Annotated in this window: 15 protein-coding genes and 1 pseudogene; 9 read left to right on the plus strand and 7 right to left on the minus strand. The window is 72.4% G+C overall.

Features of this window, described 5'->3' with window-relative positions:
* Positions 1 to 22: 22 nt before the first annotated feature.
* Positions 23 to 2,386 carry a protein translocase subunit SecD gene (gene secD / locus OO63_RS02165; RefSeq protein WP_030356922.1) on the plus strand — a complete coding sequence of 788 codons (2,364 nt, stop codon included), beginning with the start codon at positions 23 to 25 and terminating at the stop codon, positions 2,384 to 2,386.
* A gap of 150 nt (positions 2,387 to 2,536) precedes the next feature.
* Here the strand turns inward: secD and OO63_RS02170 are convergent, their stop codons facing one another.
* A complete protein-coding gene (locus OO63_RS02170; RefSeq protein ID WP_030356921.1) occupies positions 2,537 to 3,436 on the minus strand; it encodes an endonuclease/exonuclease/phosphatase family protein in 900 nt (299 codons plus the stop codon).
* A gap of 230 nt (positions 3,437 to 3,666) precedes the next feature.
* Between OO63_RS02170 and OO63_RS02175 the strand changes: the two genes are divergently transcribed.
* Positions 3,667 to 4,674, plus strand: a complete 1,008-nt coding sequence (locus OO63_RS02175) for an ArsR/SmtB family transcription factor (RefSeq protein ID WP_051810448.1) — start codon at positions 3,667 to 3,669, stop codon at positions 4,672 to 4,674.
* Positions 4,675 to 4,798: 124 nt separating this feature from the next.
* Here the strand turns inward: OO63_RS02175 and OO63_RS02180 are convergent, their stop codons facing one another.
* Positions 4,799 to 6,130 carry a M64 family metallopeptidase gene (locus OO63_RS02180; protein WP_030356919.1) on the minus strand — a complete coding sequence of 444 codons (1,332 nt, stop codon included), beginning with the start codon at positions 6,128 to 6,130 and terminating at the stop codon, positions 4,799 to 4,801.
* Between the two features lie 309 nt (positions 6,131 to 6,439).
* Between OO63_RS02180 and OO63_RS02185 the strand changes: the two genes are divergently transcribed.
* On the plus strand, positions 6,440 to 7,822 hold the full coding sequence (locus OO63_RS02185; protein ID WP_030356918.1) for a helix-turn-helix domain-containing protein: 1,383 nt from the start codon (positions 6,440 to 6,442) through the stop codon (positions 7,820 to 7,822).
* 12 nt (positions 7,823 to 7,834) lie between these two features.
* Here OO63_RS02185 and OO63_RS02190 read toward each other — a convergent pair whose 3' ends face one another.
* From OO63_RS02190 to OO63_RS02200, 3 genes are all read right to left on the minus strand, one after another.
* Positions 7,835 to 8,128, minus strand: a complete 294-nt coding sequence (locus tag OO63_RS02190; protein WP_087887074.1) for a hypothetical protein — start codon at positions 8,126 to 8,128, stop codon at positions 7,835 to 7,837.
* A 53-nt stretch (positions 8,129 to 8,181) separates the two neighbouring features.
* Complete coding sequence (locus OO63_RS02195) at positions 8,182 to 8,982, minus strand: SAM-dependent methyltransferase (RefSeq protein WP_030356916.1); 801 nt, start codon at positions 8,980 to 8,982, stop codon at positions 8,182 to 8,184.
* 142 nt (positions 8,983 to 9,124) lie between these two features.
* Complete coding sequence (locus OO63_RS02200) at positions 9,125 to 9,973, minus strand: GntR family transcriptional regulator (protein ID WP_030356915.1); 849 nt, start codon at positions 9,971 to 9,973, stop codon at positions 9,125 to 9,127.
* Positions 9,974 to 10,395: 422 nt separating this feature from the next.
* Here OO63_RS02200 and OO63_RS02205 point away from each other — a divergent pair.
* Both OO63_RS02205 and OO63_RS02210 read left to right on the plus strand, forming a co-directional pair.
* Positions 10,396 to 11,199 (plus strand): annotated as a pseudogene (locus tag OO63_RS02205) (glycoside hydrolase family 16 protein); the annotation flags it as partial.
* A gap of 314 nt (positions 11,200 to 11,513) precedes the next feature.
* Positions 11,514 to 12,542, plus strand: a complete 1,029-nt coding sequence (locus OO63_RS02210) for a cation diffusion facilitator family transporter (RefSeq protein ID WP_030356913.1) — start codon at positions 11,514 to 11,516, stop codon at positions 12,540 to 12,542.
* Positions 12,543 to 12,565: 23 nt separating this feature from the next.
* Here OO63_RS02210 and OO63_RS02215 read toward each other — a convergent pair whose 3' ends face one another.
* Entirely contained in the window at positions 12,566 to 13,189 is a 624-nt protein-coding gene (locus tag OO63_RS02215) for a histidine phosphatase family protein (RefSeq protein WP_030356912.1), read from the minus strand.
* 44 nt (positions 13,190 to 13,233) lie between these two features.
* Entirely contained in the window at positions 13,234 to 13,890 is a 657-nt protein-coding gene (locus OO63_RS02220) for a LysE family transporter (RefSeq protein WP_033263702.1), read from the minus strand.
* Positions 13,891 to 14,339: 449 nt separating this feature from the next.
* On the opposite strand from OO63_RS02220, the gene OO63_RS02225 reads away from it, so the two are divergent.
* From OO63_RS02225 to OO63_RS02240, 4 genes are read left to right on the plus strand one after another with little or no spacing between them, the layout of a single operon-like run.
* Positions 14,340 to 15,692: an ABC transporter substrate-binding protein gene (locus OO63_RS02225; protein ID WP_030356910.1), complete on the plus strand. Its 1,353-nt coding sequence runs from the start codon at positions 14,340 to 14,342 to the stop codon at positions 15,690 to 15,692.
* The gene (locus OO63_RS02230; RefSeq protein ID WP_030356909.1) at positions 15,689 to 16,669 is read left to right on the plus strand and encodes a carbohydrate ABC transporter permease; all 981 of its coding nucleotides are present in this window, start codon (positions 15,689 to 15,691) and stop codon (positions 16,667 to 16,669) included. Before OO63_RS02225 ends, OO63_RS02230 begins: the two co-directional genes overlap by 4 nt.
* Positions 16,670 to 16,682: 13 nt before the next feature.
* Positions 16,683 to 17,495 (plus strand): carbohydrate ABC transporter permease, encoded by an 813-nt coding sequence (locus tag OO63_RS02235; RefSeq protein ID WP_030356908.1) that lies wholly within the window; start codon positions 16,683 to 16,685, stop codon positions 17,493 to 17,495.
* A 53-nt stretch (positions 17,496 to 17,548) separates the two neighbouring features.
* Positions 17,549 to 20,731 carry a glycoside hydrolase family 38 N-terminal domain-containing protein gene (locus tag OO63_RS02240; RefSeq protein ID WP_030356907.1) on the plus strand — a complete coding sequence of 1,061 codons (3,183 nt, stop codon included), beginning with the start codon at positions 17,549 to 17,551 and terminating at the stop codon, positions 20,729 to 20,731.
* Positions 20,732 to 20,792: the final 61 nt, after the last annotated feature.

Genomic DNA, 20,792 nt, shown 5'->3' on the forward strand with positions numbered 1-20,792 from the left:
CCCGTGGATGTGGAGAACTCCCATGCCCCGCGCACCCATGTGGCGGGCGATCGTCGCACTCGTCGCCGTCGCCGCCTCGCTGTACCTCGCCCTCACCCAGTCACCACGCCTCGGCCTCGACCTCAGAGGCGGCACGCAGATCGTCCTGCAGACCAAGGACTCACCCACCGTCGAAGCCGACGCCGACGCCACCCGCAGGGCCCTGGAGGTCCTGCGGCAGCGCGTCGACGCACTCGGCGTGTCCGAGCCGAGCCTCGCGCAGGCCGGGGACCGGCGGATCGTCGTCGAACTTCCGGGGGTGCGCGACCCCCGCGAGGCCTCCGAGGTGATCGGCCGCACCGCGCAGCTGACCGTGCACCCGGTGACCGGCGAGACCGACCGGAAGGGATCCGGCGGGACCGCCGCCGACGGCTCCCGCACCCTGCCCGACCCCGACCGGCCCGGCGGCCACCTCGTGCTCGGCCCGACCGCGCTCACCGGCGAGGGCGTCAAGAACGCCGAGGCGGTCTTCGACCAGCAGTCCATGAACGGCTGGCAGGTCACGCTCGACTTCCGCGGCAAGGCGAGCGGCGACTGGGCGCGCGTCACCGGCGAGGCCGCGTGCGCGCCGCAGGGCGCGCCCGAACGGCGTGTCGCCATCGTCCTCGACGGGAAGGTCATCTCGGCGCCCGGCGTGAACGCGGACGTCCGCTGCGGGGCCGGCATCACCGGCGGCAGCACCCAGATCACCGGCGGGTTCGACGAGGACGAGGCCAAGGACCTGGCCGCGCTCGTCAAGGGCGGCGCCCTGCCGGTGCCCGTCGACGTCGTCGAACAGCGCACCGTCGGCCCCACGCTCGGCGCCGAGGCCATCGCCGCGAGCACCCAGGCCGCCCTCATCGGCCTCGCCCTGACCGCCCTGTTCATCACGTTCGTCTACCGGCTCCTCGGCGCGCTCGCCACCGTGGCGCTCGCCCTGTACGGACTCATGTCGTACGCGGCCCTGCTCGCGATCGGCGCCACGCTGACGCTGCCGGGGCTCGCCGGGTTCGTGCTGGCGATCGGCATGGCGGTCGACGCGAACGTGCTGGTCTTCGAACGCGCCCGGGAGGAGTACCTCGGCGCCCGCGCCACCAACCCGGACGCCCGTGGCCGGGGCGCGGGGGCCAGAAGCCTCCCCAAGGCCCTGCACACCGGCTTCACCAAGGCCTGGAGCGCCGTGATCGACTCCAACGTGACGACGCTGCTCGCCGCGGGCCTCCTTTTCACCTTCGCCACCGGCCCGGTGAAGGGCTTCGGCGTGACGCTGTCCATCGGTGTCCTGGTGTCGATGGTGTCGGCGTTCGTCGTCACGCGGGTGCTCGCCGAGACCGCCGTGCGCCGCGGCTTCGTGCGGCGCCGCCCACGCCTCACCGGCCTCGCCACCACGGGCCGGCTGCGTACCCTCCTCGCCCGCCGCGAGCCGCAGATCGTGCGCCACCGGCGCCGCTGGCTCGGCGCGAGCTCCCTGCTCGTCGTCGTCGCCGTCGCGGGCATCGCGCTGCGCGGCCTCGACCTGGGCGTCGAGTTCACCGGCGGGCGCCTCGTCGAGTACAGCACCAGCAAGCAGGTCGACGCCGACACCGCCCGCAAGGCCGTCGCCGACGCCGGGTTTCCGCGCGCGGTGGTGCAGGAGTCCGGCTCGGACGACATCACCGTACGCACCGGCGAACTCAGCGACGCCGAACAGGAGAAGATCAGGGAGGCGCTGGCCGAGAAGGGCGGCGGGCAGGCCACCGTCGAACGCGACGAGCGCATCGGCCCGAGCCTCGGCGACGAGCTGCGCCAGAAGGCACTCGTCGCGCTCGGCATCGCCGTGGCCGCCCAACTCATCTATCTCACCGTCCGGTTCCGCTGGACGTTCGCGTCGGCGGCCGTCGCCGCGATGGTCCACGACGTGCTGCTTGTGGTCGGCCTGTTCGCGTGGCTCGGCAAGACCGTCGACAGCGTCTTCCTCGCGGCCGTGCTCACCGTGATCGGCTACTCCGTCAACGACACGGTGGTCGTCTTCGACCGCATCCGTGAGGCCCGCCGCCGCGACCCCCGCGCCGACCTGGCCAGAACAGCCAACACCGCCGTGATCCGCACGCTCCCGCGCACGGTCAACACCGGCATGGGCGCCCTGTTCGTCCTGGCCGCTCTCGCGGTCCTCGGCGGCGACTCCCTCGCCGACTTCTCGGTGGCCCTGATCGCCGGCGTCATCGTGGGCGTGGCGTCGACGGTGTCCGTGGCGGTTCCGGTCGCGGTGTCGCTGGAGCAGCGCAACCCGGCCGCACCGCGCGGGAGTTCGACGCCGCAGAAGCGGGACCGGCCCGCCAGTCCGCTGGAGGCCCGGCGCCGACAGCGCGGAACGGGCGCGGTGGTCTGATCTTTCGGCGGGAAGCCGTGGCGCGGGTCCCCCCTGCCCACGCCACGGCTCCGTCCTCGACCGCCGGACGGGCTGATTCCGCACAGCCTGTCCGGCGACGAGGCGTCCGGTGTCGCCTCCCCTCCGCAGGGCGGCACCGGAGAGCGGTGATCAGCCCTCGGAGCAGGGGACCCGCGGGCCCGCGGCGGTGGTGACGTCGCTGATGAGGACCCGGTGATCCCCGTTCACCGGCCCCAGCATGCAGTTCCGGGAGTTGATGCCTCGGTGGAGGATGTAGTCGAACTTCAACTTCACGTGCTCATTGACAAGCGTCGGATTGCACTTGAGGTCGGGGTTGCCGCCATTCCATCGGCAGAACGGATCCACGTCCTGGAACGGGGCGTCCCAGATCGGCCGCATTTCCTTGAACGACGGCTGGGCGTTGAGGTCGCCACCGATCACTACCCTCCCGTGTCCGCGTGCGGCGCCCAGAAGTTCCTTGATCTGCTCGACCCTCAACCCGCTCTGGGAGCCCCCGTTGCTGAGATGGGTGTTGAACACCTGGACCCGCTGCCCCGCCAGTCGCGTGGTGAAGGTTTGATAGGAGCGCTTCTCGCCCCATTCATCGTGCCGGTACTCCTTGTGGCGGTAGCCCTGGAACGGAGTGCCCTTGGCGTACAGCACGGAATTGCCCACGGGACTCACCCCCTCACAGCCGGGGTTGTTGGCCCCCGGCCCGTGGCGGAATGCGTACTCCATGCCGTCTGCCTTGAGCAGCCTCACGGCCTTGCGCACCTCCGTCCTGCACGACTCCTGCAGGACGACCACGCGTGGCTTGAAGCGCTTGATGTGCCGGGCGAGATCCTCGGGCGTGCCGAGTTTTTGACCGTTGGAGTTCCACGACATGATGCGGTTCGGCACCACGCGCGTCGACGCTTCGGAGGCGGCCTTGCCGGAATCCGTGCGCGCGGAACCGGCCTGCGCGGGCGTGACGGCTCCCGCGGTCGCCAGCAAGGCGATCAGCCCGGCGTTCGCGGCGAGGACGGCCCTGCCGCGGCTCGATCTGGTCATTGTTCCCCCTGTCGTAGTGGTGTTTGGGGCCGCGACCACTGTCGGCAGCTGTCCTGCAACGAACCTTGGAAGAACGTTGAAGGAGCAGCTGGGAGCCGGTGCGAGGTCTCCGGTCAGGGGCCGGGGGCCCGGGCACCGCGGTGGCGCGTCACCAGATTCGGTGGGAGGGGTTCGAGAGTCGACTCGTTTCGGGCTGGTCCGAAACGATGGCGATGGAGAGACTCTCGCGGGTGACCTTGCGGATCCACTTCACGGCGGATGACCTCATCCGCACGCGCATGGCCTCCGGAGTCCGTCCGCTCCTGGAGCTCTCGATCGGCATCCGGTTGCTTCAGGAGACGACGCATCCGGTGCGCTTCGACGCCTGGCGGCAGCGGGCCGCCGCACGCATGCATCCTCGCGCAGGAGTCCTGTTCGCCTTCATCCCCGCCCTGGGTGCGACACCACAGTTCCTGGACCTCAACGGGCCGGACGTCCTCGACGACTTGGAGAAGCTGCGTTCGACCCCGGCGCGACAGGTCACGGCTGAGCTGGAACTCTGGGGCTCCGGACAACGCAGCACCCCGAGGGCGGTACGGCAGCTGCGGGAGTCTCCGCGGCTGATCCGGCACCTGGCCGACGCCGTGGAGTACGCGCACCAGCAGTTCGTCGCTCCCTACTGGCCCCGGATCGAGCAAGCGCACGGCGCCGACCGGGCCCTGCGGCTGCAGCAGCTTGCAGATCACGGTGTCGAGCGTCTGCTCAGGGACCTCAACCCGCGCTACATCACGTGGAAGCCACCCGTGCTGCACATGACCACGGCCTCGGGCCGGGACGGCGACGTCGCCCTCGGCGGCCGTGGTCTGCTCCTCATCCCCACGGTCTTCGGGTCCCACTTCCCCGCATTCGACCACCCCGACGACGGGCAGCCCTGGATCACTTTTCCGATCCGGGACGGCTTCCGGTCCACGCTGGCGCCCGTCGCCCTCACCGCGGGCGCGCTGGCCGAGGTGCCGACGTCCCTGCGCGCCCTGCTGGGGCGCACCCGCGCCACCGTGCTCTGCGTGATGGCCGAGCACTCCGGCTGCACCACCGGTCAGCTGGCGGCTCATGCCCGCATCTCTCCGGCCAGCGCCAGCGAACACGCGAGCGTCCTGCGCAACGCGGGCCTGGCCGCCCTCACGCGCCAGGGCAAGCGGGCACTGCACACCCTCAGCCCCGCCGGCCGTACCCTCCTCGACTCCGCCGTGAAGGCCTGACACGCTCGGCGGATGCCGCCTGCGCACGGCAGCGGGCCGGTGCCCCTGTGCCCCGTGAGGCGCTGGTCACCGGCCCGTGCGGCCGACGGGAATGCCGTCGGTCAGCGGTGCACGCGGCAGCGCCTCAGCGCGCCACCCGCCACGTCACCGACCCCTTGAGGAGCTTGCGCAGCTCCGGGGCGCGGACCGCGCGGGTCGGGTCCGTGGCTCGCACGGTGACCTTGTGGGCGCGGCCGTCGGCGGGGACGCCCAGGGCCTTCGGTGTGATGGAGCGGGCGTCGACGCCCTTCTTGACGGAGCGTCCGTCGACGGACCAGCGCAGCTGTACGCCCTTGGCGGCGAGGACCTTGACGCGCTGGGAGCGGCGGACCTCCTTGTCCGTGGGCGTGACCGCGGACACGGTCGAGCCGTGCCGGTGGAAGCCCGCGATCATGGCCTCACGTCCGGGTGAGTTGAACTCCCGGCCGAGGGTGCGCATGATCGAGTTGTCCGTCGGGCGGTACAGGCCGCGCGGGTAGTAGCCGCCGCCCTCGTACGCGCCGACGGTGCCTCCGTCGGGCGAGGACTGGCCGATCCAGCGGTACCACTTCTTCTTCTGCGCGGTGAGCTGGGCGGCGGTCAGCTTGCTGATGTTCGACTCCCACGGCTCGGCGCCCGTGTACGTGCCGTACTCCTCGTACACGTACTCGTCCGCGAGCTTGCCCAGCGAGTGCCCCGTCTCGTGCACGACGACCTGCGAGGACTGCTCGTTGTCGGAGGAGGCGGTGGCGATGCCGTCGTAACCGGACGGCGAGGTGATGTCGTTGTAGCCCGCACCGCCGTACTTGGTGGAGTTCGACAGCACGATGACCAGGTCGGGATCGGCTGCCTTGCTCGCGTACGCCTCCACCTTGTTGGTGTCGACACACAGCAGCCGCTCGATGCCGTCGCAGTAGAAGGCCGAGCCGAGGGCGGTGTCCTTGCGGACGTCGCTCGTGGGGTCGCCCGAGACGCCCGACTGCCGCGAGTGGGCGTCCACGGCCCACACGTTGAAGAGGTTCTTGTACGAGGCGTACGGCTCGACGGCCGAGACCTCCGCCCACTTCGTGCGCACGTCGGCGTGGAAGTCCTCCTGCTGGGACGCCGTGTAGCCGTCGCCGATGAAGACGACGTCGGCCTTGGAGCCGACCGGGCCGTTCTGCACGATCGGGACGACGGTGCCGTCGTCCGCTGCGGCCTTGCGCTCCTTGGCGGTGAGCGGGTCGGGGGCCGGCACCTCGGTGTGCCGGGGGTGGCCGGCCGGGCCGGTGAAGTACTCCACGTGCTGGGTGGAGTCGGCGCCACTCTGGTGGGAGGGCGCGTCGGGTTCCGCGGTCGCGCCGGCCGTCGCGGCGAGGGTCGCCGCCAGGGCGATCCCGGCGGCCGTGGCGATCTTGAGCGGCGTACGTCTGGCTATGCCGGACTTGCGTCTGCGCATGGTGGGGGTCCTTCCGAAGTCCGCCGTGTAAGTGGCGAGTTAAAGCCGTTTAAGGCGTCGCTCAACGTAGGGGCTTCGGGGGCGTCAGGCAATGGTGAGGCACAAGATGCGTATGAGACAGGTCAGTTCACGCCAGGGGTGGAGAGGCCGGGAGCGTCGCGAGCGGTGTCCCGCGCGACCGGAACGCCCGCTCAGCGGACAACGGTTCCTGATGGCCGTACCCTTGACAGATACCTGAATTCCCTCCGGCATCTATGCACGGCCGCCGTCATCGACTTAGCTCAGGGCCTGACCTATGGAAGGGGAGAGGTGGCGGAGAACAGTCCCGAGGCCGCCCGGTCCGACGAAGCCGTCGAAATCGGCCGCCGCGTGCTGAGGCTGCGTACCGAACAAGGCCTCACACAGCGCCAGGTGGCCGAACCCGCGTACACGGCCGCGTACGTCTCCACGCTGGAGTCGGGCAAGGTGCGCCCCTCGGAGGCAGCCCTGCGACACCTCGCCGGACGACTCGGCGTCGGCTACGAAGAGCTGGTCACAGGCCGCCCCGCCCGCCTGGCCACGGACCTGCGGCTGCGCCTGACCGACGCCCGGCGCGCCCTGGCCACCGGCGCCCCGGAGGACGCGGCGGCGCTGTTCCGCGCCCTGCGCGAGGAGGCCGTGGCGTACGGCCTGGCCGAGGAACAGGCCGCGGCCCTGCAAGGGCTCGGCGACTGCCTGCTCGAATCCGGTGAACTCACCGACGCCCGCGACTGCTTCGCCGCCGCCGAGCGCCTCCTCGCCGACCAGCCGCTGCCCGTGCGCGTCCCCGCCATCCGCGGCCGGGCCACCGCGCACCTCCTGACCGGTGAACTGCGCTACTCCTGCTACCTGCTGGAAACCACCCTCGACGAACTCAACGCCTCAGGCCTGCACGACCCCGACGCCCTGCTGCTCCTCTACACGGCGTCCATCGCGCCCTACATGGACATGGGCGCGCACGCCCGCGCCGCGCACGCCGCCGAACTCGCCCTCGCGCTCGCCCCGAGCGTCAGCGACCCGGCCCTCGTCGCCCACATGCACCGCGGCGTCGCCCGCACCCTCATCGCCGAGGGCCGCACCGCGGAGGCCGACGCGTCCCTCGCCAAGGCCCAGGAGCTCTACCGACACCTGCACATCCGCACCGAACTCGCCCACTGCCACTGGATGCGCGGCTACGTCCACGCCCAGGACGGCGACCTCGAGAGCGCCGAGAGCGAGCTGCGCACGGCCCGCGACATGCTCGCGTCGAAGCGCGCCGCCCTGTTCACCGTGCAGGTCGAGGTCGAACTCGCGGACGTGCTGCGGCGGCGCGGCAAGGCCGGCGAGGCGGAGGCGCTGCTGCGGCCCCTGCTCACCTCCGGCGAGGACGTGGGTGCTCTCGGCGCCGAGCGCGGCGCCGTGCACGCGGGCGGCGCTCACCGGCTGCTCGGCCTGATCGCGGAGGAGCGCGGCGACACCGACAGCGCCGAGGAGCACTACTGCGCCGCCCTCTCCCTCCTGGAACGCTCCAGCGCGGCGGGCGACCTGGCCGACCTGTGCCGCCTCCTGGGCGACCTGCTGCGCCGCACCGGCCGCGTCGAGGCGGCCCTCGACGCCTACCGCACCGGCCTCGGCCACCGCGCGGCCCCCGGCACCACGACCCTCGGCCCGGCCCCGGCGACGCCCCCGATGTGACGCCCGGCCGCCTCAGCCGCCCTGCTCGCCTGCCGCCCGATACTCCCGGTCGTCCACCGGCGCGTCCGGGAGCTGCGCCTCCAGGGATTCCCGGTAGCGAACGCAGCCGCGCAGGAAACGCGGCCACGGGGGCACGGCCACGGCGGGCTCGACCCGCTCCGGCAGCAGGTCCCACAGCTGCGGGTGGTGCCAGCACAGATCGTGCCCTGAGCTGTCGCGATGCCTGCGGACGGCCGCCCGGAGGCTCCGCACCTCGGCTTCCAGCTCGTCGCGGGTGAGGTCGCGCAGGTCCTCGTCCAGGTCCATGGCCGCACCATAGGGGGTGGTGCGACCGCCGTACACGACCCGCACCGCGGACATCACCCGCGCGCTGCCCCGGGGACGCGGGCCACACCCACGTAGAAGCCGCTCGGCTCGCGCTGCGGCGCGGGCTCGTCCTTGAACCACTCGGTGGCGGTCACCAGGCCGGGCTCGACCAGGTCCAGGCCGTCGAAGAAGCGCTCGACCTCGGCGCGCTCACGCATGCGCAGCGGCACCCGCCCCTCCTTGTAGGCGGTCGAGACGGACTCCTTGAGCTGCGGGTGCTCGTCCGCGGTGCCGTGCGAGAACATCAGGTGACTGCCGGGCGGCAGGGCGTCGATGAGCGTGCGCGTGAGTCCGTACGGATCCTCGTCGTCCATGATGAAGTGCATCAGCGCGATCAGGGAGAGCGCGACGGGCCTGTCGAAGTCCAGGAAGCCGCGGGCGTGTTCGAGGATCGCGCCCGGCTCGCGGACGTCGGCCTGGATGTAGGTGGTGGCGCCCTCGGGCGTGCTGACGAGCAGGGCCTCGGCGTGCCGCAGCACGATCGGGTCGTTGTCGGCGTACGCGACGCGGGCGGCGGGCGTGATCGCCTGCACGATCTGGTGCAGGTTCGGCTCCGTCGGGATGCCGGTGCCGATGTCCAGGAACTGGTCGACGCCTTCGCTGGCCAGCCAGGCCGCGGCGCGCTGCATGAAGGCACGGTTCCGCCGCGCGTTCTGCCGCGCCTGCGGCGGCAGCTTCTGCGCCAGCTCCTGGTCGACCAGGTAGTTGTCCTTGCCTCCGAGCAGCCAGTCGTAGACCCGCGCCGGATGCGGCTTGCTGGTGTCGATCACGTGGGGTTCGGATGCTGCCGTCATACGTGACTCCAGTGCGGGTGGGGCCGTCAGGGGCCGCGGCGCGGATGATCAGGATTATGCCAGCGCACGGGCGGTGGTACGACGGGGGTTCGGGCGTCGAACGGGCGCGTGAGCGAGGGGCGGGGCGGCGGCGAGGCCGGGGTCACGGCTGTTCGGGCGTGTCCTGTACGGCGCCCAGGGTCGAGGCGGCCAGGGGGTCGCCCTCGGTGAAGTCGCCGGGCGGGATGCCGGGGTGGTGGCCGCCGGGCGCGGTGTCGGGCGGGGCCGTGGGGTCGAGGGTCAGGCGCGAGACGATGCGGTAGCGGTCGCCCCGGTAGAGGGAGTGGACGTACTCCACCGGCTGGTCGGCCGCGTCCGTGGTGAGGCGTTCGAACAGCAGGGCCGGGGACAGCTCGGGCACGTCCAGGAGGCGCGCCTCGGAGCGGGTGACGACGGTCGGTTCGATCGTCTGCGTCGCCTCGTGCACCCGTACGCCGTGCCGCTCGCGCAGGTGCGCGTACAGGTCGCCCGCCTCCAGCTCGCGCGCGGTGAGACCCGGCACCAGATCCGCCTTGAGGTGCAGGTGCTCGACAGCCATCGGCGTGCCGTCGACGAGCCGCAACCGCGCCACGTACACGATCCGCCCGGCCGGTGACATCCGCAGCCTGCGGCCCACGCGGGCGCCGGCCGGGACGGTGGTGAACTCCAGGAGGCGGCTCGACCAGGCGCCCGTCGCCTGCGGCACCGACAGGGTCGCGCGGCCCGAGACCAGCTCCTGGGTGATCTTCTCCGGGGCGACGAACATGCCGCGGCCGTGCTCCCGTACGAGCAGGCCCGCCGCGACGAGCTCGTCGACCGCGGCCCGCAGTGTCGGCCGGGACACGCCGAGGCGGGCGCACAGGGTGCGCTCGGAGGGGATGCCGTCGCCGGCCTGCCGGGACTCGATGAGTTCCAGGACGAAGTCGCGCACACGCTCCCGCTTGAGCACCGTCCCCGGTGCGTCGGTCTCCATGGCGTCCTCCGTCACCTCGCTGGTCAGGTGAAGTGTAGCCATGGGATCGGTGTACGGAACCTGTCAACTCAGTAGGGGAGTGGGCGAGTTGGGGCCGCAGCGGGCTCGCGCGTCCAGGGTTGACGGGGCCCTGGTGCCGTGCCACCTTCGTTCACCGGCAAGAGGTCAACTGACCAGTTGCCCAACTGGTCAGTTCGAGGGTTGTCGGACCGGCACGCCGACCCGACCGGTTTCCCCCCACCTGTTCCGGAGAGGAACGCCCCGCCATGACCCAGCACTTGACGCCCGCCCCTGCCCGGCGCCCACGTCGCCGTGCCGCCGCCGCCCTGGCCTGCGCGCTCGGCTGCGCCGCCCTCGCCGTCCTGCCCGCCGCCGCGTCCGCCGCCGACTCGACGCGGGCCGACTCGCGCGCCACGGCCGACGCGGTCCTGTTCGACGACTTCTCCTACACCGCCCACGACGACCCGCGTGTCTCCGCGCACGGCTGGAGCGTCCGTGGCAACTCCAGCGGCCCCGGCGTGCCCGGCGCCTCCTGGGTGCCGCGGAACATCACGTTCTCGTCGGCCGGCGGCGGCACCGTCATGGACCTGGAGACGAAGACCGCGGGCACCGCCGCGAGCACCGAGCAGACCGAGATCCTCACGCGCTCGCCCAAGTTCAGGAACGGCACCTACGCGGCCCGCGTGAAGTTCAGCGATGCCCCCGCGTCCGGCCCCGACGGCGATCGCGTCGTGCAGACGTTCTTCACCATCAACGACCTCAAGGCCCCGATGGCGGACGACTACTCCGAGTACGACTTCGAGTACCTGCCCAACGGCGGCTGGGGCGAGCCCGGCAACATCCTCTACACGACGTCCTGGGAGACCTACGATCCGGACCCCTGGCAGGCCGTCAACCAGCACACCGAGCGCCGCGAGAGCTTCGCGGGCTGGCACGACCTGGTCCTCACCATCGACGACCGCGCCATCACGTACTACGTCGACGGCCGGCACTTCGCCACCCACGACGCCGCGTACCTGCCCGAGCGCCCCATGTCGATCAACTTCAACCAGTGGCTGATCGACCTCGCGGGCCAGCCCGCCACCCAGCTCCGCTCCTACCACCAGCAGGTCGACTACGTCCTGCACGTCAAGGACCAGGTCCTCACCCCGGCACAGACGACCCAGCGGGTCGCGGCGTACCGGGACGCGGGCACGGCGTTCCAGGACACGGTGCCGACGCCGTAGCGCACACACCGGCTCCGCCCGGTGCGCACCGGGCGGAGCCCGCCCACGACACCTCCGCCACGTCGAACGGGGCGTGGCCGGATCGACAGTCGCCCGCAGCTTTTTCCGGGGGTGTGTCAGGCAGGGGAAATGGGCTGAGGGTCAACGGCGTTAATCAGCCGTTGTCGTGACGGTGAATTCCGCCGATTCGCGGAGCCCTCGACGCCCCTATTCCCGGCATTGAAAACGGTCACCGATGCAGCCTTTGCGGACTTCGCGGATCTGCGCTTGACTGCCGTGCGTCGGACGCCGAGACCAGCCGGGGGGACCTTCCTGTGGGGCACGCTCACACGCACCACGACGGGCACGATCACCAGGCAGGAGGCCATGGCGGGCACAGCCACGGCGTCTCCGCCGACGCCGACAGGCGCTGGCTTTCGCTGGCCCTCGTATTGATTGGCGTTTTCATTTCGGTGGAGACGGCGATCGCTTTCATCTCGGGCTCGCTCGCGCTCCTGTCCGACGCCGTCCACATGCTCACGGACGCTTTCTCCATCATCCTCGCCCTGGTCGCGATGCGGCTGGCCGCGCGGCCCGCGAAGGGCACGTACACATTCGGGCTCAAGCGCGTCGAGATACTCTCCGCGCAGGCCAACGGCCTCACCCTGCTGCTCGCCGCGGTGTGGCTCGCGTACGAGGCCGTCGTGCGGCTCCTGCACCCGCCGGAGGTCACCGGCTGGATGGTCCTCGCCACCGCGCTCACCGGCGTCGCCGTGAACCTCGCGGCGACCTGGTGCCTGTCCAAGGCCAACCGGTCCTCGCTGAACGTCGAGGGCGCGTACCAGCACATCCTGAACGACCTGTTCGCGTTCATCGGGACCGCCATCGCCGGTGTCGTCGTCATGACCACCGGCTTCGCCCGCGCCGACACCATCGCCACGCTGTTCGTCGTCGTCCTCATGGTCAAGGCGGGCTGCGGACTCCTTCGCGACTCCGGCCGCATCCTGCTCGAAGCGGCGCCCGCCGGTCTCGACCCCGACGCCATCGGCGACCGGCTCGCCGCCGCGCCCGCGGTGGCGGAGGTCCACGACCTGCACATCTGGACCATCACCTCCGGTGAACCCGCCCTGTCCGCCCACGTCCTGGTCCACCCGGGCGGCGACTGCCACGCCGTGCGCCGCGACCTCGACCAGGTCCTCGCCGAGTCGTACGGCCTCACCCACACCACGCTCCAGATCGACCACGAGGACGACGCCCCGCACCCCGCCGCCGCGTCGGCGTCCCCGGCCACCGTGGGCGCGCCGACGCCGCACTGTGCCAACGGCCACGGCCCCGCACACCGGCGCGAACCGCACGCCCACTGAGGGCCGAGGGGCGCCCGGCCTGCTCAGACGTGCAGTTCGGGCGGCAGGCCGGTCCAGCGGAGCTCGGGCGGCAGATGCCCGGTGTCGTTGTAGAGGAGCAGGGACGCCGGGCGGCCGGGCGCGTAACGGATCACGGTGAGGCCCGCGTTGGTGTGGTTGAGGCCGAGCCAGCGCCACGGGGGCGCGTCGAGCGCGGCGCGCACCAGCCAGCCGATGAGGAAGTTGTGGGTGACCACCAGCTCGTGGCGGGGCGTGTCGCCCTCGACGGGTCCGGTGAACCGGTCGAGGGCCGCCTGCGCGAGGGCGGGGCCTCCTTCCCGCTCGTCCGCGGGGAAGGCGGCGAGCCGGTCGAGCACGGCGGCCGCCGATTCCCGCGGCAACTCGTCCCGGGCCGGCACGTGCGGGACGTAGTCCCCGGCGGCGTCGGACAACGTGACGTGGACGCCGGGGAGTTGGGCGCGGACGAGGCCCGCCGTCTGCGTGGCGCGCGGCAAGGGGCCGTGGGTGATCTCCGCCAGCGGGGTGTCGCGCAGGCGCTCGCCGAGGAGGACGGCCTGGCGGCGGCCGCGGTCGGTCAGTTCGGACTCGTCCGGGGACGCCTCGCCGTGCCGGGCGAGATAGAGGTAGCGGGCGGCGGTCGCGGTCATCGAGGTGCTCCAGGGGCGGTGGGCGAAGGCGGCTTCGGCGGGGGTCACGGGGCCGCGACCAGCAGGTGCACGGCCAGGGCGACGACAAGGGAGCTGGACGCGAGCGCCGTGCCGAGGCGGCCGCGGCGCCCCGTGAGGGCCCGGCCGACCAGTGCGCCGCCCCCGGCGAGCAGCAGTTGCCAGCTCGCGGACGCGGCGAACGCGGCGAGGGTGAACACGGCCTGGCCCAGGCGGTCCGGCGCCGCGTCGGTCTGGCTGCCGACGACGAGCGCGGCGAAGTAGATCACGGTCATGGGGTTGAGCAGCGTGAGCGCGAGGAGGCTCGTGTACGCCCGTGCGGGTGTCACCGGCTGCTCGTCGTTCCGCCCGGCCGTGTGCGGCTGTCGGTACGTGGCGAGGGCTCGCGCGGCCGAGCGCAGCGCCAGGGCGATGAGGACGCCCGCGGAGACCCAGCGCAGGGGGCCGATGAGCGGGAGGACGACGGGGGCAGCGGCGGCACCCGCGACCGTGGCGACCAGCGCGTACACGCCGTCGGCCGTGGCCACCCCGAGCGCCGCGCAGACGCCGGTCCGCAGCGAGGTGCGGGCGGTCAGCGCCATCAGGTGGGCCGCGACCGCGCCCACCGGGACGGCGATGCCGTACCCGGCGAGGAGGCCCGCGACCAGATGCCCGGTCACCGTCGGGGAGGCGTCGGTCCCCACGGTCGGCCGGACTGCTGCTGCCGCGCCACCGGACGACCGACGGAGGCGGACAGCAGCGGGGCGGCGGTGGGCGTGCTCAGGGGCACGCGCGGGATGAACGGCATGGGGCGATCGTGCGGCGCGGGCCGCCGCCCGGGCAACCGAATTTGTGCGGCCGCCACGGCCAGGTGCGGGGCGGCCGACCGCCCCGCACCCAGTGGGTGTGTCGGTGGCGTGTACCCGGTGGGTGTGTCAGTGGCGTGTACCCAGTGGGTGTGTCAGAGGCGTGTCCGACGGGCCCGACGTGCCTCGCCGCGCCGCGCCGCGCTCCGGCGCGCCCTGGCGCGATCCCGCCCGCTTTTCCCGCGCTCCCTTGACATCCGCCCGCGCCGCCGCGACGCTCCATCTCGCTCGTGTTAACGCTAACACCGGGCCGGGACACACCCGGGAAAGCACCTGGGGGGCCACCCATGTCAGGCCGCACGCCCAGCACGCCCAGCGCAGCGAGTTCACCTGGTACGCCGAGCACGTCCGCCACGCCCACCGTCACGCGCCGCACCCTCCTCACCGCGACCGCCGCGTCCGCCGCCGCGATCGGCCCTCTCGCCACCGCCTGCGGCACCGCGTCGGGCCAGCCCGCGGGGAAGGTCGCCGTGTTCGGGGACAGCGCGGCCTGGTCGGCGCCGATGGCCGCGGCGGGGGCGGCCATGAAATCGGTCGCGGGGCTGCGGCTCGTCCCGGAGGTCAACCCGTCGCTCGAGGCGTTCGAGCAGGTGGTGAAGTCCTCGCTGCGGACGAGGAAGACCCCGGACCTGCTCAAGTACTGGTCCGGCTACCGGCTCCAGGACCTGGCCCGCACCGGCGGCATCGCCGACCTGACCGACCAGTGGGACACCGCTGTCGGCCGGGGCTGGGCCGACCGGTCCCTGCGGGCGGCGTTCACCCACCGCGGCCGGGTGTACGGGCTGCCGATGAACCTCGCGTACTGGGTGTTCTTCTACAACCCCGAGGTGTTCGCCGAGCACGGCCTGAAGCCCCCGGCGACCTGGGCCGACTTCCTCGCCGCCGCCGACCGCCTGCACAGGAACGAGGTCACCCCGCTGCACGGCACGGCCGACGGCCGCTGGCCCTCGTTCATCTGGTTCCAGGAGATCCTCAGCCGCCAGGACCCCCAGTTCTACGACGACTTGATGAACGGCCGCGGGAAGTACACCGACCCGCGCGCCGAGCGCGCGTTGCGCACGATCGCCGGTTTCTTCGACAAGGACTGGTTCACGCCGATGGACATGAACCACGTCGACGCCGCCGCGGCCGTCGTGCACGGCAAGGTCGGCATGGTGCCGTGCGGCACCTGGCTCGGCTCGATGCTGACCGCCGGGGGCGGCAAGCCCGGCAAGAACTACGGGGCGTTCGTGCTGCCCATGGCGGAGCCCTCGGCCCGGCCCGCCGTCATCTTCGAGTCCAGCGCCCTGGTCGCCACCGTCAAGGGCCCCGACCGCGCCGAGGCGTGGAAGGCCACCAGGAACTGGCTGCACCCCGCCGTCCTGAAGGCGTTCTCGCACGCCCTCCAGGACGGCTGCCCCAACCCGCGGGTGCCCGCCGCCAACCCCGTCATCGCCTCGCTGGCCAAGAGGGTGCGCGGCGAACGGCTGCGGCTGCTCAACCGGTTCTGGGAGCAGGGCCCGCCCGAGCTGGTCGAGGCAACCGTCGACGACCTCGCGGGCTTCCTCCTGAACCCGTCCTCGTACCGGAAGGTGCTGCGCACCATGCAGGACCGCGCCGACGAGGCCTGGAAGGTGTGGCGGGAGGCGGCGCGGACATGACCGACACCACCACCCCCGCGCCCGCCGCGGCGACGGCGGCCAAGGCGCACCGCGCCCGCCGCCGGATCCCCACCCGCACGCCCCACCAGGCCGTCCGCCCCGGCGCCCGCCGCGGCGGACCCCTGGCCGCGCTGCCGTGGGCGCTGCCCGCCTCCGCCTTCGTCGGCGTCCTGCTGGTGTACCCGTTCTTCCGCAGCGTGTACGGCAGCTTCTTCGAGGACAACGGGTTCACGAGCAGCTACACCGGCATCGACAACTACACCCGGCTCGCCGACGACCCCATCTTCGGGCGGTCGCTGCTCAACACCCTGATGTGGGTGGCGGGGACGTTGCTCCTGCCGGTGCTCCTCGGCCTGCTGATCGCGGTCGCCACGCACCGGAGCCGGTTCGGGGGCGTCGCGCAGCTCGTCATCGTGCTGCCGTTCGCGATCTCGGCCGCCGCGACGGCCGTGCTGTGGAACTTCATGCTGACGTCCGACGGCGCCGTCAACCAGTTCCTGCGCGGGGTCGGCCTCGACTCCTGGGCGCAGACCTGGCTCCTGGAGTGGCCGCAGAACACGCTCGCCCTGATCGTCGCGTCCACCTGGCAGGCGACCGGCATCAACGTCGTGCTGTTCGCCATCGGCCTGCGCGCCAATCCCCGGGACACCGTCGAGGCCGCGCAGCTGGACGGGGCGAGCGGCTGGCGGATGTTCCGGTACATCACACTTCCGCAGCTGAGGGCGGTGACCGTCGTGGTCGTGGGCATGGCCGTGGTGAACAGCCTCAAGGCGTTCGACATGATCTGGATCCTCACCAAGGGCGGCCCCTCGCGGTCCTCGGAGACCCTCGCCCTCACCATGTACCGCGAGGCCTTCCGGCTCTTCCACGTGGGCTACGGCTCGGCGATCGCCCTGGTCCTCTCCGTGATCGTCGTCGCCTCGTCCTGGGCGTACCTGCGCCGTCAGATGCCCGACACCGGCTGGGCGAAGGCCTGAGGAGGGGGCGGCCGTGGGGCGCGTCGTACGTCATCTCTTCGTCACCGGCTGTGTGGTGCTGTGGCTGGTCCCGCTGTACCTGCTCGTCGTCAACGCGCTGACGCCCGCCGCCGAGTACGAGGGCAGGCCCGACTGGACCTTCCAGGGCTTCGACTTCGTCGACAACGCCCGGACCGCCTGGACCGAGGCCGGCATCGGGGACAGCTTCCAGGCCTCGCTCCTGTACTCCGTGGTGTGCGGTCTTCTCGCCGTGCTCGTCGCCGCGATGGCGGCCTTCGCCGTCGTCGTCCTGCCCGTCCCCAGGCCCGCGTTCTGGTTCTGGCTGATCTACTCCGGGACGCTGTTCCCGCTCCAGATCTTCCTCGCGCCGCTCTTCGGCCTGTACGCCGACGCCAACCTGTACGACACCAGGCTCGGCCTGATGCTCGTGTACGTGGCCTGGGCGATCCCCTTCGCCTTCTTCCTGATTCGCAATCAGATGACCACGATGCCGCCGGAGTTGACGGAGGCCGCGCTGATCGACGGGGCGTCCTTCGGGCGGATCTTCTGGCAGATCCACGTGCCGCTGATGCGGGCGGGCCTCGGCGCCGCCTTCATCTTCCAGTTCACCGCCGTCTGGAACGATCTGCTGCTCGGCATCACCCTCAGCCGCAGCGCCGACGTCCAGCCCGTCATGGCCGCCCTCACCACCCTCAACAACGCCTACTCCTCCGCGGGCCCGCCCGTGATCCTCGCGGGCGCGCTGATCGTGTCCGCGCCCACCCTGCTGCTTTTCCTGGTGTTCCGCGGCCTGTTCCTGCGCGGCATCACCGCCTCCGCCCGCTGATCCACCGCTGTCCGACCCCGATTGCCCCGCCGACCGCCCCGGGAGAGATCCGTATGACGACACGGGCCCTGGTCCGCACCACCGACTGGGACAACGACCGCATCCGCGCGAGCCTGCGCGCTTCCGTGGTCAGCGCCGAGGGAGAGCTGAACGGCCGCGTGCTGAGGCTCACCGAGGAGCCCCTGATGCGGCGCGCAGCCGACGGGACCCTGCTGCAGTCACTGCGCGTCGAACCCGTCAACGGGGCGTCCGTGCCAGGCGAGTTGGAGGTGCGCACGGAGTCGGGCACCGCGCTGCGCGCCGAGCGCGTCCCCGGGCCCGGCCACGCCGTGCGGCTGCTGCTGCCCGCCGTCACCGCGCCCACCCGCGTCACCGTCGCCCTGCCCGGCGGCGCCGAGGGCATCGGCGTACCCCTGACACCGCAGCGCCAGTGGACCATCCACCTGGTGCACCACTCCCACCTCGACATCGGGTACACCGACCCGCAGGGACTCGTCCTGAACGAGCACCTGTCGTTCCTCGACTCCTGCCTGGAGCTGACGCGGACCACCGACGACTGGCCCGCCGAGTCACGGTTCCGCTGGTGCGTCGAGTCGCTGTGGTCGTTCAAGCAGTGGGCGCGGTCCCGCCCCGCCGAGCAGGTCGACGAGCTGATACGCCGGGTGGGGGAGGGGCGCATCGAGCTGACGGCGCTGCCGTTCAACCTGCACACCGAGACCTGCTCCACGGACGAGCTGCACGAACTCCTGCGCCTGGCCCACGACATCCGCGACCGCTACGGCGTGCGCTTCACCTCCGCGATGCAGACCGACGTGCCCGGCGCGGTGGTGGGCCTCGTCGACGCGCTCGCCGGGGCGGGCGTCAGCTATCTGTCCGTCGCCCACAACTGGGCGGGCCGCTCGGTGCCGCACCTGGTCGGCGGCGAGAAGCTGCCCCGCCTCTTCCGCTGGCGTGCGCCCAGCGGCAACAGCGTCCTGGTGTGGATGACCGACACCCCGCACGGGCTCGCCTACATGGAAGGCCCGCTGCTCGGCTTCGACACCGCCTACGCGGACGTCGACGACCTGCTACCCGCCTACCTGACCTCCCTGGCGAGCCACCCCTACCCCTACCGCGGCGGCATCTTCGGCTGGGCCATGGACCAGCAGGACATCAAGCGCGAGCCCTACCCCTGGGACGTCCTGCACCTGCGCGTCCAGGGCAAGTTCGGCGACAACGCGCCGCCGCGCCGCGTCATCGCCGACACGGTGAGGCGGTGGAACGAGACCTGGGCCCACCCGCGCCTGCGGCTCTCCCGCAACGAGGACTTCTTCCTGGACGCCGAGGCCAGGCTCGGCGACGAGATCGCCACCTTCGAGGGCGACTGGACCGACTGGTGGGTCGACGGGGTGGGCGCGGGGGCACAGCCCCTGTCCCTGGCCCGCACCGCCCAGTCCGTGGTCGCCGACGCCCAGACCGTCGGCGCGTTCGCGTCCCTCCTCGACGCCACGGGGGCCGAGGACGACACGCGGGACGCCGCCGGGGTCTACGAAGCGGTGTCGCTCTTCGACGAGCACACCTGGGGCGCCGGCGACCCGTGGACCCACGGCGACGAGGGCGGCCACAGCGGCGAGCAGCAGTGGCACTGGAAGTACGGGCAGGCGCTGCGCGCCCACGACGACGGCACCTCGCTGCTGCACCGGGCGAGCGCCCGGCTCGGCCAGCGGCTCGCCGCCGCGCCGGGCGCCCTCGCCACGTACCACGTCGTCAACACCTGCTCCTGGCCGCGCACGGACGTCGTACGGATCTTCCTGCCGGAGAGCAGCGTGCCGCTGGCCCACGCTGTGGCCGTTCGGGACGGCCGCAGCGGCCGGCGGCTCGCGCACGAGGAGGAGGCGCAGACCAACGAGGACCACCGGGACGCCGGGCGGTTCCTCGTGGTGCGGATCGACGAGGTGCCGCCCGCCGGTTCCGTGCGCGTCGAGATCACCGCCGCCGACACCGACGCGCACGACGCCCCCGCGAACGCCGCCGCCAAGGCGGCCACCGGCTGGAACCCCACGGGCGCCGCCGAACGCGAGAACCCCGCCGACACCGCGGCGCAGGCCCTCGCCCACCCCGACCCGACGCTCCTGGAGAACGAACACCTCGCCGTCCGCGTCGACCTCGCGCACGCCTGCGTCGCCTCGGTCATCGACAAGTCGACCGGCCGCGAACTCGTCCGCACCGACCCCGTCGTCGGCTTCAACGGCTACTTCCACGACAGCTACACCACCGCCGGGGGCTTCAACCACAACTCCAGCCGCACCACCGCGTCCGACCGCCTGGAACACCTCGGCACACGGGCCGTCGCCCCGCCCGCCGCGCTGATCGCCCGACGCTCCACGGTGACCGCCGAGACCCTCACGTACGAGACCCGCCCGGCGGGCGCCAACCGGCTGCGCACCACGCTGACCCTGCCGCGCGGCGTGCCGCGGCTCGACATCGAGAACCGCCTCGACAAGGACCACACCCTGGGCAAGGAGAGCGCCTACTTCGCGTTCCCCTTCGCCCTCGACGACCCGGTGGTCCGCATGGAGGCGTCCGGCGGCGTCACCGGCACCGGCCTTCCGGTGGTGCCGGGATCCGCGCGCCACATGCGGGCCGTGCGCCGCTGGGTGACCCTCGCCGACGACGGGTGCGCGGTCGCCTGGTCCTCGCAGGACGCGCCGCTCGTCCAGTTCGGCAACGTCGCGCTGCCGTACGCGCCGTTCCCGAGGACGATGGGCCACGACGAGCCCGCCACCGTCTTCTCCTGGATCCACAACAACCTGTGGGACACCAACTTCCCAAGCGGGCAGGGCTTCGAGTTCACCTTCCGCTACAGCCTCGCGTGCGCGCCCACCGCCGACGGGCTCGGGCCGCGCACCGCCGCGGCGTTCAGCCGCCCGCTGCGCGCGGTCCGGGCCCGGGGACGGGTCGCCTCCGGCGCGGCGACGCACGCCTTCGCCGAGGTGGACGACCCGCGGGTGCGTCTCGTGGGCATGACGGTGCCGCGGCCCGGTGAGGTGCTGCTGCGCCTGCAGTCGTTCGCGAACGAGGCGGTGGACTGCCGTGTCCTGACCCGCTTCCCGGTGGCCGCCGCGTACCGGGCGGACTACCTCGGCACGAAGGGCGCCGCACTCGGCGCCGTGGACCGTGCGGACGGCGCGGGCGCCGTGACGACGCTCGCCGTCCCGCCCCTCGCCACGGCTGCCCTGCTCCTCGTACGTCCCTGAACCCCGAAGTACCCCCCTGCTCCGCCGAACCTTCGCACGAAGCACCGCAGGAACGACCGCA

Source organism: Streptomyces alboflavus (assembly GCF_000716675.1).
GTDB lineage: Bacteria > Actinomycetota > Actinomycetes > Streptomycetales > Streptomycetaceae > Streptomyces > Streptomyces alboflavus.